8 protein-coding genes are annotated in these 12375 nt (G+C 73.8%); 6 read left to right on the top strand and 2 right to left on the bottom strand.

The annotated features are described in order from the left end of the window. Positions 1-62 precede the first annotated feature (62 nt). Together ACVCAH_RS06345 and ACVCAH_RS06340 are read left to right on the top strand one after the other, a co-directional pair. The gene (locus tag ACVCAH_RS06345) at positions 63-1304 is read left to right on the top strand and encodes a hypothetical protein (RefSeq protein WP_447135093.1); all 1242 of its coding nucleotides are present in this window, start codon (positions 63-65) and stop codon (positions 1302-1304) included. Between the two features lie 72 nt (positions 1305-1376). Next, complete coding sequence (locus tag ACVCAH_RS06340) at positions 1377-2228, top strand: alpha/beta fold hydrolase (RefSeq protein ID WP_447135092.1); 852 nt, start codon at positions 1377-1379, stop codon at positions 2226-2228. A gap of 58 nt (positions 2229-2286) precedes the next feature. Here the strand turns inward: ACVCAH_RS06340 and metG are convergent, their stop codons facing one another. Beyond that, on the bottom strand, positions 2287-4119 hold the full coding sequence (gene metG / locus ACVCAH_RS06335) for a methionine--tRNA ligase (RefSeq protein ID WP_447135091.1): 1833 nt from the start codon (positions 4117-4119) through the stop codon (positions 2287-2289). A gap of 150 nt (positions 4120-4269) precedes the next feature. On the opposite strand from metG, the gene ACVCAH_RS06330 reads away from it, so the two are divergent. Next, positions 4270-5196 carry a hypothetical protein gene (locus ACVCAH_RS06330; protein WP_447135090.1) on the top strand — a complete coding sequence of 309 codons (927 nt, stop codon included), beginning with the start codon at positions 4270-4272 and terminating at the stop codon, positions 5194-5196. Between the two features lie 7 nt (positions 5197-5203). Here the strand turns inward: ACVCAH_RS06330 and rsmI are convergent, their stop codons facing one another. After that, complete coding sequence (rsmI, locus tag ACVCAH_RS06325; RefSeq protein WP_447135334.1) at positions 5204-6043, bottom strand: 16S rRNA (cytidine(1402)-2'-O)-methyltransferase; 840 nt, start codon at positions 6041-6043, stop codon at positions 5204-5206. A gap of 92 nt (positions 6044-6135) precedes the next feature. Between rsmI and ACVCAH_RS06320 the strand changes: the two genes are divergently transcribed. From ACVCAH_RS06320 to ACVCAH_RS06310, 3 genes are all read left to right on the top strand, one after another. Continuing rightward, a complete protein-coding gene (locus ACVCAH_RS06320; protein WP_447135089.1) occupies positions 6136-7833 on the top strand; it encodes a dolichyl-phosphate-mannose--protein mannosyltransferase in 1698 nt (565 codons plus the stop codon). 640 nt (positions 7834-8473) lie between these two features. Then, positions 8474-9046 carry a hypothetical protein gene (locus tag ACVCAH_RS06315; protein WP_447135088.1) on the top strand — a complete coding sequence of 191 codons (573 nt, stop codon included), beginning with the start codon at positions 8474-8476 and terminating at the stop codon, positions 9044-9046. 95 nt (positions 9047-9141) lie between these two features. Further along, on the top strand, positions 9142-12366 hold the full coding sequence (locus tag ACVCAH_RS06310) for a glycosyltransferase (RefSeq protein ID WP_447135087.1): 3225 nt from the start codon (positions 9142-9144) through the stop codon (positions 12364-12366). Positions 12367-12375: the final 9 nt, after the last annotated feature.

Raw genomic sequence — 12375 nt, 5'->3', positions numbered from 1 at the left:
CTACCCAGGGCGACTCTACGGTCGCCGAATGACTGAGCGAACCGTGGCAGCGAGGTGACCGGGTGAGCGTCACCCCTCGGGCCGGCGGCGCCGCCGGCGAGCGGACCGGGCTGCGGGTGGGGTACGCCGGCGCGGTGTACCCGGCCGAGGAGATCGCCCGGGGCGCGGCGTACGAGTTGTTCAGCGCGGACGAGGTGACCGGTTTCGAGCGGTCCCCGCGGCCGGGCAGCGCCCTGCCGTGGCGCCGGTTCGTGCACGTCACCGAGGTGAGCGCGGTGTACGGGGCGCCGGTGCCGGCCGAGGAGCCCGAGGCGCCGCTGATGCTGCCGGCGCACCGGGAGCGCGGCTGGGCGTACGTGCAGCAGTTGAGCCAGCAGCCGGCCGCGGCCGGCGATCGGGTGCTCGCCGCGGTGCGGGGCTCGGCGGTGGTGCGGCGGGGCACCCGGATGGTGAAGGTGCTCTCGGCGCGGCAGGTTGCCGGATACCTGCGGGGCCGGCTGCCGCACGGTTTCTGCTACCGGCAGCACGACGTGGCGCACCTGCGCAGCGTGCCGGCCACGGCGGTGCTGCGTACCGACGGCGACAGCGGCCCGCTCGACGTGACGTACGCGCTGCGCTGGCGGGCGGCCGACCCGGGTGACTACGACGCGCCGGTCGGCACGGCGCACCGGGGGCTGACGGCGTTGCCGCCCCGGGACCGGCTGGGCCCGCCGGTGCTGGGCACCGGGTTCGTGCCCAGCGGCAGCCAGCTCGTCCCGGAGTTCGTCACCCGGGACTTCGCCGACCTGCCGATGCCGGCGAACGCCACCCTGCTCGCCTACCCCGCCGAGGGGGTGGAGGTGGTGCTCTACAGCTATCAGGCGGAGCAGCGGGGCTGGCTGCGGATGGTCGGCCCGCAGTGGCGGCACCTGCTCGCCGCGGTGCCGGGGCTCTCCCCCGACCAGGAGTACCTGCCGACCGGGGAGGTGCCCCGCTCCACCCAGCTGGTCGGCGCTCACGGCGGCGGCGAGTACGAGGCGGTGGCGGACCTGCCCGGCGGGTTCCGGGTGCTGGCGATGACCCGGGCCGCCCGCTACCCGGTGGACGCGGTGGCCCGGCGGCTGCGCCACGCGCAGTGGCGGGGGGTGCCCTGCCTGGTGCTTCGGGAGGAGGCGGGCTGGCTGCGGGTACGGCTGCGCCGGCCGGACCCGGACGCGGTGACCGCGACCGGGGCGCAGTGCCAGGAACGGGGCGTCTACGAGACCTGGGCGCCGGCCGCCGAGGTCGCCGACGACCGGGTGGTGGACCTGCCCTACCAGCTGTAGCCGGAATACCGGCCCGCGGTGCGGGAATGCGGCCCGGCGAGTTGACGACCGAGCCGGACTTCAGGAGTGAGCATGCCCTTCATCACCGTGGGAACGGAGAACTCCGCCCCCATCGACCTGTACTACGAGGATCACGGCAGTGGTCAGCCGATCGTGCTCATCCACGGTTTCCCGTTCAGCGGGGCGACCTGGGAGAAACAGACCGGTCCGCTGCTGGACGCCGGTTACCGGGTCATCACGTACGACCGGCGCGGTTTCGGCAACTCGGCGCAGCCGGCCGTCGGGTACGACTACGACACCTTCGCCGCCGATCTCGACGTGCTGATGAGCGAGCTGAACCTGCGGGACACGATCCTGGTCGGCCACTCGATGGGCACCGGCGAGGTGACCCGCTATCTCGGCGTGTACGGCTCGGACCGGGTGAGCCGGGCGGTGCTGCTGGCCCCGCTGGCGCCGTTCCTGATGAAGACCTCGGACAACCCGGAGGGCGTCGACCGGAGCCTCTTCCAGGGCTTCCAGCAGGCCATCAGGATGGACCGCTTCGCCTTCCTGACCGAGTTCTGCAACAACTTCTTCAACTACCAGGAGAACAAGGGCAAGCTGGTCAGCGAGGAGGCGTTCCGGGCGCACTGGGAGATCGGCGCGCGGTGTTCGGCGAAGGGCATGCACGACTGCGTGGACGCCTGGCTGACCGACTTCCGGGGTGACGTGTCCCGGATCGACGTGCCGGTGCTGATCGTGCAGGGCGACAAGGACGCGGTGCTGCCGTACCCGAAGACCGGGCAGCGGTTGCAGCCGATGCTGCCGGGCAGCCAGTTGATCACCTTGAAGGGCGCCCCGCACGGCACGCCGTGGACGAACGCGGCCGACGTCAACCGCGCGATCCTGGAGTTCATCGGCGCGCCGGCGATGGCCCGCGTCTGACTGCCGAGCGCGGCGCGGCCCCGGGGGTTCCCCGGGGCCGCGATCGCGTACGTCGGGCTCAGCCGGCGAGCCGGGCCAGCTCCTCGTCGACGATCGAGGGGTCGAGCTTGCGGAAGACCGGCTTCGGGGCGGCCAGCGGCCGGCCCGCCTCCAGCGGCACCGACTCCCAGCGCGCGCCGACCGTGTAGTCACCGGTGAGCACCGGGTACGCCGGCCCGCCGTCGAGATCCTCGACCTCCTCGATGACCGGCATCGGGGCGTGCACGCCGGTGCCGCCGAGCAGCTCGTGCACCTTCTGCGCGGAGTGCGGCAGGAACGGGGTGAGCAGCGTGTTGGCGTCGCTGACCACCTGGAGGGCGACGTGCAGGATGGTGCCCATCCGGGGCTTGTCGGCCTCGTCCTTGAGCTTCCACGGGGCCTGCTCCGACAGGTACCGGTTCGCCTCCGCGACCACCCGCATCGCCTCGCCGATGGCCTGCTTCTGCCGGTGCCGGGCGATCAGGTCGCCGACCGTGGCGAAGCCGGCCCGGGCGGTGGCGAGCAGCGCCTCGTCGGCCTCGGTGAGCCCGGCCGGGTCGACCGGCGGGATCGCGCCGAAGTTCTTCGCCGCCATCGAGATGGACCGGTTGACCAGGTTGCCCCAGCCGGCGACCAGCTCGTCGTTGTTGCGGCGGAGGAACTCGGCCCAGGTGAAGTCGGTGTCGTTGCTCTCCGGGCCGGCGGCGGCGATGAAGTAGCGCAGCGCGTCGGCGTCGTAGCGCTCCAGGAAGTCCCGGACGTAGATGACCACCCGCCGGGACGAGGAGAACTTCCGCCCCTCCATGGTGAGGTATTCGCTGGAGACCACCTCGGTGGGCAGGTTGAGCCGCCCCAGCCGGCCGGGCTCGCCGTCGCGCGACCCCTCACCGGAGTAGCCGGCGAGCAGCGCCGGCCAGATCACCGAGTGGAAGACGATGTTGTCCTTGCCCATGAAGTAGTAGGCGCGGGCGTCACCGCCGACCCCGTCGGCAGACGGGACCCTGCCCTCCCCGTCCTTCGAATTCCAGTACTTCCGCCAGGCGTCCGGGTCGCCGGAGCGGCGGGCCCACTCGATGGAGGCGGAGAGGTAGCCGATCACCGCGTCGAACCAGACGTAGATCCGCTTGTCCGTGCGGTCACGCCAGCCGTCCAGCGGGATCGGCACGCCCCACTCCAGGTCCCGGGTGATCGCCCGCGGCTGGAGGTCGTCGAGCAGGTTGCGGGAGAACCGCAGCACGTTGGGGCGCCAGCCCTCCCGGGTGTCCAGCCACTGCCGCAGCACGTCGGCCAGGGCCGGCAGGTCCAGGAAGAAGTGCTCGGTCTCCACGAACTCCGGCGTCTCGCCGTTGATCTTGGACTTGGGGTTGATCAGGTCGATCGGGTCGAGCTGGTTGCCGCAGTTGTCGCACTGGTCGCCGCGGGCGCTGGGGTAGCCGCAGATCGGGCAGGTGCCCTCGATGTAGCGGTCGGGCAGGGTCCGGCCGGTGGACGGGGAGATCGCCCCCATGGTGGTCTTCGGCACGATGTAGCCGTTGCGGTGCATCCCCTCGAACAGCTCCTGCACCACGGCGTAGTGGTTGCCGGTGGTGGTGCGGGTGAACAGGTCGTAGGAGAGCCCGAGGCCGTGCAGGTCCTCCACGATCACCCGGTTGTACCGGTCGGCCAGCTCGCGCGGGGTGACCCCCTCGGCGTCGGCCTGCACCTGGATCGGGGTGCCGTGCTCGTCCGTGCCGGAGACCATGAGCACGTCGTGGCCGGCCATCCGCATGTACCGGCTGAAGACGTCGGAGGGAACGCCGAAACCGGAGACGTGGCCGATGTGGCGCGGGCCGTTGGCGTACGGCCAGGCTACCGCCGCGAGAACGTGACTCATGACCAGCAAGCCTAGTGACCCGCGCGGGGCGGTCGCGAACCAATAGGGCTCGGCGGATCGGCGTTCCGGCCGACCCGCCTCGGCCCTTGGTCCGATTTGTCCCCGACACGCACCCTGAGCTGCCGAAGTGTCCTCCGGCACCGGTGTCCAATGAACGTCGTGACTGGCAGACGAACGGCCCGCGACCGCGACGACCGCCCGTCCGGCCCGGCCGTCGGCGACGCCCGCCGGGACTCGGTCGGGCCGCCGCGCGCCGGCGCCGTCGCGCCGCATCCCCGGCCCGAGGCGACCCCGCCGGCCCCCGCCACCGAGTCGGCGGCCGGGCCGGCCGTCGAGGTCGAACCCACCACCGGGGCGCCGGTGGACGCCGTCCCGCGCCGCGTCCCGCTCCGGCAGCCGGACCGGGGCCGACGCCGCCGCGGGCGGCTGCCCGACGGGGGTACGCCGGACGGCGACGACGACGGATTCTGGCCGCCGATCGAGGAGGTGCACTGGGACGGCACGCCGATCCGGGAGGAGCCGCCCCGGGACCGGTCGTCGGGGGCCGGCCCGACCCGACCCCGCCGGGCCGGCCGCGCCCCGGGCCCGCCCGACCCGCCGCGGGGGCTGGCCGTGCTGCTGGTGCTGAGCCTGGCGGCGGCCTTCTTCGCCTGGGTCAGCGCCGGCCCGTTCTGGGTGGCGGTCGGGCACGCCACGCCGGGCACCGTGGTGGTGGTCGACTGCACCGGCGGCGGGATGGGCCAGCGCTGCCGGGGCATCTTCACCGCGGCGCAGGGGCGGTACGTCGCGCACGGCGTGCGGGTCAGCGGGGTGCCGGCCGGGCGCACCGCGCCGGGCTCCACCCTCGCCGCGCGGATGACCGGCCCGGACGGCGGCACCGCGTACGCCGACGGCGGCGTCGGCGGTCACCTGCGCTGGCTGCTCGGGCTGCTGGCGGTGGCCGGCTGCGCCGCCGGGATCGCCCGGTGGGCCGGGGCCACCCGGCTCGCCGACCCCCGGCACCGCCGCTGGGCGGTGGCCGCCGCGGCGGTCGGACCCGCGCTGATCACGGTGGGCTTCCTCGTCGCCGCCTGGTGAGCCGCGCTCAGGCGTGCACGACCGTGTAGACGTCGCGGCGGCGCAGGCCGAACTCGGTGGCCACCTCGGTGATCGCGTCCCGCCGGGTCAGGCCGGTGGCCTCCCGGGCGGCCACCGCAGCGCGCAGCGTGTCGTCGTCCGGGCGTTCCGGGGCCACCTCGGGGGCGCCCCCCACCACCAGGGTGATCTCACCGCGGGGCTTCTCCTCGGCGGCCCACCGGGCCAGGTCGCCGAGCGGGCGGCGGACCACCTCCTCGTACGTCTTGGTCAGCTCCCGGCAGAGCGCCGCCGGCCGGTCGGGGCCGAACGCCGCGGCCAGGTCGGCCAGGGCCCCGGCGATCCGGTGCGGCGCCTCGAACAGCACCAGCGTGCGCTGTTCGCCGGCCAGCCCGCGCAGCCGGGACCGGCGGGCGGCCGGCGTGCGCGGCAGGAACCCCTCGAAGCAGAACCGGTCGCTGGGCAGGCCGGACAGCGCCAGGGCGGTGGTCACCGCGCTGGGCCCGGGGGCCGCGGTGACCGGGACGCCGGCGTCCAGGGCGGCCCGGACCAGCCGGTAGCCGGGGTCGGAGACGCTCGGCATGCCGCCGTCGGTGACCAGGGCGACCAGGTAGCCGGCGGCGAGCACGTCGACCAGTTCCGGGGTACGCCGTTCCTCGTTGCCCTCGAAGTAGGAGACGATCCGCCCCGGCACGGTGACGTCGAGGTCGCGGGCCAGCCGGGTCAGCCGGCGGGTGTCCTCCGCGGCGACCACGTCGGCGGCGCCGAGCACCTCGCGGAACCGGGCGGAGGCGTCGGCGGGGTTGCCGAGCGGCGCGCCGAGCAGAACCAGGCGCCCGGTGTCGGACATTTCACCCACGATTGCTGCTCCTTCATAGACGGCGGTGCCGGTATTGGAGACGACGGACGCCACCGGGCACCTTCGGAGCCTACGATCGCCGGGTGACGAGTGCGTCGACAGCACAGAGCGCGGGTCAGGCGGAGACGGAGCGCACCGCGGCCGGCGGCGACGTCGGCCGGGCGTCCCCGGCGGCCGAGGCCGACGGCGGCGGCGTCCCCGGCATCGTGCGCCGGCGGCTGGCCACGGTCGACGCCCGGCTGGACGGACGCTCCTGGCTGGCCACCGCGGTGGTGGTGGCGGTCGCGGCGATCCTCCGGTTCGTCGGCCTGAGCGGCCCGAACGGCAAGATCTTCGACGAGATCTACTACGCCCGCGACGGCTGGGCCCTGGTCGACAAGGGCGTCGAGTGGAACTACAAGGACGGCGGCCCGTCGTACGTGGTCCACCCGCCGCTGGGCAAGTGGCTGATCGGGCTCGGCGAGTGGGCCTTCGGCTACTCCGACGCCGAGCACAACATCTCGGTCCCCGGGCACCTGGTCACCACCGCGCCGGAGTTCGGCTGGCGCTTCTCCGCGGCGCTGGTCGGCACGCTCTCCGTGCTGCTGCTGGTGCGGATCGGCCGGCGGCTGTTCCGGTCGACCGCGCTCGGTTGCGCCGCCGGCCTGCTGCTCGCCCTGGACGGCTTCCACCTGGTGCTGTCCCGCACCGCGCTGCTCGACATATTCCTGCTCTTCTTCGTGCTGGCCGCGTTCGGCGCCCTGGTGCTCGACCGGGACGCCCGGCGCCGCCGCTGGGCCCGGGCGCTGGACGCCGGGCTGGACCCGACCCGGCCCGGCCGGGCCGGGCGGCCGGACACCGGCTGGCGGGACTGGCCGTGGTGGCGGCTGGCCGCCGGGGTGCTGCTCGGCTGCGCCTGCGCGGTGAAGTGGAGCGCGCTGTACTTCCTGCCGGCGTTCGCGCTGCTGGTGCTGCTCTGGGAGGTTGGCGTACGCCGCTCCGCCGGGGTACGCCGACCCTGGCGGGACACCCTGCTCGACGAGCTGCCCTGGCTGGTGCTGGCCGGGGTGCTGATGGTGGCCACCTACCTGGCCACCTGGACGGGCTGGTTCCTCAGCGACGACGGCTACTACCGGCTCGCCGAGCGCTACCCGGACGCCCCGCTCAGCGACACCCCGGTCCTCGGGGCGCTGAACAACCTGTTCCAGTACCACAAGGCCGCGTACGGCTTCCACACCGGCCTGGACGACGCGCACAAGTACCAGTCGTGGCCGTGGCAGTGGCTGCTGCTGGGCCGCCCGGTGGCGTTCTACTGGTCGGGCGACGGGGCGTGCGGGGCGCCGAGCTGCGCCGCGGAGATCCTGCTGCTCGGCACGCCGCTGCTCTGGTGGTCGTTCCTGCCCGCCCTGGTGGCGCTGGTCTGGCTGGGCCTGGCCCGGCGGGACTGGCGGGCCGGGGCGATCCTGCTCTGCGTGGCCGCCGGGCTGCTGCCCTGGTTCTGGTTCGCCCTCGACGGCCGGACGATGTTTTCCTTCTACACCGCGCCGGCCCTGCCGTTCCTGGTCCTGGCGGTGACCTACGTGCTCGGCGCGATCGTCACGCCGGCCGGCCCGCCCGGCGGCCAGGTGGCCGTCGATCCCGAGGCCGGGCGGGACCGCCGGCTGGTGGGCGGCGTGGTCGCCGGCGGGTACGTGCTGCTGGTCGCGCTCTGCTTCGCGTACTTCTACCCGATCTTCGTCGGCCGCCTGATGACGTACGCGGAGTGGTCGGCGCGGATGTGGCTGGACGGCCGCTGGATCTGACCGGCGGCCGGGCCCGGACACGGCCCGTGACCACGGGAAACACGCCCCGCACATAGATGCGCGCCCCGATCGCCTGCCACGGGGGAAGCGGGCGATTGGGGCGCGCATGAAGAGCTTAACCACCGCGCACCACCGGCACAACGGGTCGACTTGGGTCAGATTTCCGACGGATGCGCCGCCGGACACATGGTTTACATCCGACAGTCGGCACTCCGGGGCTTTTCGCCGTGATTGGGCTACCTTGCCGCCCCTCGTTTCCGGCGGGCATCGAGCCACACCGATCAAGCTCGGTCGAGGCGCCGAGGTGGGCCCGGCCGGCACGCCCCCGCCGCCTCCGTCCCAGCGGTGTCGGTGCCTCCGGAAGATCGTGCCGGCCTCGGCACTCCTGCCGCTGTTTGCGCCGGACGTCCTATCGGGTGCCCTTCGTGGCGGTTTCCGTACCTGCCATCCGATGCCGTCATTTCTGCTTGATATGCACCCCCGTGCCCGTCTGCGACCTTTCGGGCTCTACGGCGTGTTCATCCTTTTTGTGGACGTCAAGTACGATCCATCCAGTCGTTCACCTACTGCAAATCTGCCCCACTGGGCGGGAGGAGCAACCCGTACATAAGGGGTTTATCGGGCACCTAGCCTCGGTCGGGTGGTCGTTCACAATCACGACGGCGAACCCCCGACCGTCCGCACGGGAGTTGTCTCCGCCGGTGCCCCCGTCTTCGTCGATGTCACCGGCCGACGATGTCGACTGGTCCGCCGCTGCGGCCTGCTCCTGGGCGGCGGATCCCTCGTCTACCTCCCGCTCGTCGCGCTGGCCGTCCTGTCCGGACCGACGGTCCCGGCTCCCGGGTCCGCGCCGCGCGACGACGCGCCCGGCCTGGCGATGGGCCACCAGCCCGCCGCCCCGCCCGAAATGGTCGACCCGGCGGCGCCACCGTTCCCGCCGGCCGCCGACGACGCCGAGGGCGAACCGGCGGCGGAGCCACCGGTCGACGCCGTCGAGCCCGGGCCGCGGGTGGCCGACCCGGTGACCGGCCGGCGTCCCGAGCCGCTGCCGCCCGGGCCGGGTGGCGGACTCCCGCTGCCGACCCCCACCACCGTCGACCCCACCCCACCGACGTCGCCGCCCGGTCCGACCCCGACCCCGAGCGCGACGCCGACCACCGCACCGCCGACCGCACCCGCCATCACGCTGCTGGACTGGGAGTACCCGACCTGATGCGCTCGTCGACGAGGCGCCCGGCGCCCTCCGCCCCACCCGCCGCGCGACGTCCAGGACGGTTCCGGCTCTCGACCGGCTCGGTGGTCTGCGGGATGGTGGTCGCCGTCCTGGTCAGCGTGCTGCTGGTGGAGGCGTACGCGAACGCCGAGTTCGTGCCCGACCACGTACGCCGCGGCGGCGACCAGAGCAGCGTGCCCGCCGCCATCACCGCGGGCGGGCCGCTGATCGACACCACCGGCGGGCGGATGGCGTCGTACCGGATGGCGCCCCGGACCATCGCCCTCACCTTCGACGACGGCCCCGATCCGGAGTGGACCCCGCGGGTGCTCGACGTGCTGCGCCGGCATCGGGCCCGGGCGACCTTCTTCACGGTCGGCAGCCAGGTGGCGCGCCATCCCGGGCTCACCGCGCGGATCGCGGCCGAGGGGCACGAACTGGGCGTGCACACCTTCAGCCACCCGGACGCGACGCTGCTGCCCGCCTGGCGCCAGCGGCTGGAGTACGCGCAGACCCAGCAGGCGATCATGAGCGCCGCCGGTGTCAGGACCAGCCTGCTGCGCTTCCCGTACTCGTCGATCGCGTCGGCCATCGACGACGAGGCCTGGTCGGCGATCCAGGCCGCCGGCCGGCTCGGCTACCTGACCGCGGTGAACGACACCGACAGCCGGGACTGGGCGCGGCCGGGCGTGGACGCCATCGTGCGCAACATGACCCCGCCGCCCGGGCAGGGAGCGGTGGTGCTGCTGCACGACGCCGGCGGGGACCGGTCGCAGACGGTCGCCGCCCTGGACCGCTTCATCCCGGCGATGACGGCGCGGGGATACACCTTCACCACCGTCACCGACGGAGCGAACCGGGCTCTGCTGGCGCGGGACGACGAGGCCGCCGTGGTGCCCGGCAACCTGCCGGTCGCAGGTTTCGCACGCTGGCAGGCCGGCTCGGTGGTCCTCACGGTCCGCATCGCCGATCTGTTCGTCGCGCTGCTGCGGGTGCTGTTCCTCGTGGTCGGCGCCCTGATGCTGGCCCGTACGCTGCTGCTGCTCGTGCTCGCCGTGCGGCTGGCCCGGCGGCGCCGCGGGCGGTCCTGGGGGCCGCCGTTCACCGAACCGGTGTCCGTCATCGTGCCGGCCTACAACGAGCAGGCCGGCATCGTCGCCGCCGTGCGGTCACTGGCCAACGGGGACCATCGCGGGATCGAGGTCGTCGTGGTGGACGACGGCTCGACCGACGGGACCGCCGACCTGGTGGAGTCGCTGGGACTGCGCAACGTCCGGGTGATCCGGCAATCCAACGGCGGCAAGCCGAGCGCGCTGAACACCGGCATCGCGCACGCCCGGCACGAGATCATCGTCATGGTCGACGGCGACACGGTGTTCGAGCGGGAATCCGTCCGCCTGCTGGTGCAGCCGTTCGCGGACCCGACGGTCGGCGCGGTCGCCGGCAACGTCAAGGTGGCGAACCGGCAGGGCCTGCTCGGGCGGTGGCAGCACATCGAGTACGTCATCGGCTTCAACCTGGACCGCCGGCTCTACGAGACGCTCGGCTGCATGCCGACCGTGCCGGGGGCGATAGCGGCATTCCGCCGGCGCGCGTTGCTCTCCGCCGGCGGCATGAGCGACGACACCCTCGCCGAGGACACCGACATCACCATGGCCGTCCTGCGCGCCGGCTGGCGGGTGGTGTACGAGAAGCGGGCCCGGGCCTGGACCGAGGCGCCCGCCTCGCTGGGCCAGCTGTGGCGGCAACGCTACCGCTGGAGCTACGGCACCATGCAGGCGATGTGGAAGCACCGCCGGGCGGTGTTCGACCGCGGCGCCTCCGGCCGGTTCGGCCGCTTCGGCCTGCCGATCCTCGCGCTGTTCGGGGTGGTGCTGCCGCTGCTCGGCCCGGTGCTGGACCTGATGGCCGTCTACGGGCTCTTCTTCCTCGGCGCGACCGAGACCGCGGTGGCCTGGTCGGCGATGCTGGCGGTGCAGGCGCTCACCGCGCTGGTCGCGTTCCGGCTCGACCGGGAACGCCTCGGCCCGTTGCTGGCGCTGCCGATCCAGCAGTTCGCCTACCGCCAACTGATGTACCTGGTGCTGCTCCGCTCGACGGTGACCGCGCTGAGCGGCACCCGGCTGCGCTGGCGGAAGTTGAAGCGGGCCGGCGACCCGGTCGGCCACCACGCACGGCAGATCGACGGGACGGTCGTACCGCCGGCCGGTGCGGCGGCGGAGCCGGCGGGCGGCGGCCGGGACCGGTGGTTCGACGCGCTGCGCGCCCTGGCCCTCGGCCGGGTGATCGTCTACCACATGTTCGGCTACGCCTGGCTGAGCGTCGCCTTCCCGGCCATGGGCGTGATGTTCGCCCTCGGCGGCTCGCTGATGGCCCGGTCCCTGGACCGATCCCCGGAACGTGCCGTGCCCAGTCGGCTCCGGCGGCTGCTGCCCGCGCTGTGGGCGCTGGGCGTGGTCGTCCTGCCGATCATGATCTGGCACGGCTGGCCGGACCGGCCGGTGTGGCCGGCCCTGCTGACCTGGCTGGTCCCCATCGCCCAGCCGCCGGGCAGCGATTGGGCCGCCGACGTGACCGCGGTGCTGTGGTACCTCGTCACGTACCTCTGGCTGGTGCTGCTCAGCCCCGCGCTGCTCGGCCTCTACCGCCGGTGGCCGCTGCCCACCGTGCTGCTGCCGCTGGCGGCCGTGGTGATGCTGCAGACCACCGAGCCGCTGCCGGCCGGCCCCGTCGACTCGGTCGTCACCGACCTGGCCATCTTCGGCGCCTGCTGGATCGCCGGCTTCGCCCACCGGGACGGCCTGCTGCGCCGGCTGCCGCTGGCGGTCCTGGTGGCCGTCGCGGGTCTGTGCATGGGGGCGGGCGTGGGGTGGATGCTGACCCACCCGGAGACCGGGTTCGACCTCAACGACGTACCGGTGGCCCAGGCGTTCTACTCGCTCGGCTTCGTGTTGCTGTTGCTGCGGGCGGCCCCGCCGATGCGCTGGCTGGCCCGGGTCCGGCCGCTGGACCGGCTGGTCACCGCGCTCAACCGCCGGGCGCTGACGATCTACCTGTGGCACAACGCCGCGATCGCGGTCTGCTTCGCGGTCGGCGACCTCGTCGACGTCTGGCGGATCGGCAAGGTCGGCTACCTGGCGGTGGCGCTGGTGCTCCTGTTCGGGGTGGTGCTGGCGCTCGGCTGGGTCGAGGACCTCAGCGCGCACCGGAGGCCGCGGCTGGCACCCTGGCCAGCGCCCGCCGCACGGACGCGTCCCGCCCGCGCACCGGCCCGACCGGCCTCCGCCCCGGTTCGGGTGGGCGCCGGACCGCAACGGTGAGCGGCGCCG

Source organism: Micromonospora sp. LZ34, assembly GCF_052981855.1.
Note: the sequence above shows the minus strand (reverse complement) of the source record. Positions and strands in the feature narration are given on the sequence as shown.

What these genes read in the sequence shown, in the direction of transcription:
- ACVCAH_RS06310 (WP_447135087.1), top strand. Translation starts at nt 9,142, where the DNA reads ATGGTGGTCGCCGTCCTGGTCAGCGTGCTGCTGGTGGAGGCGTACGCG.
- ACVCAH_RS06340 (WP_447135092.1), top strand. Translation starts at nt 1,377, where the DNA reads ATGCCCTTCATCACCGTGGGAACGGAGAACTCCGCCCCCATCGACCTG.
- rsmI (WP_447135334.1), bottom strand. Translation starts at nt 6,043, where the DNA reads ATGTCCGACACCGGGCGCCTGGTTCTGCTCGGCGCGCCGCTCGGCAAC.
- metG (WP_447135091.1), bottom strand. Translation starts at nt 4,119, where the DNA reads ATGAGTCACGTTCTCGCGGCGGTAGCCTGGCCGTACGCCAACGGCCCG.
- ACVCAH_RS06330 (WP_447135090.1), top strand. Translation starts at nt 4,270, where the DNA reads ATGAACGTCGTGACTGGCAGACGAACGGCCCGCGACCGCGACGACCGC.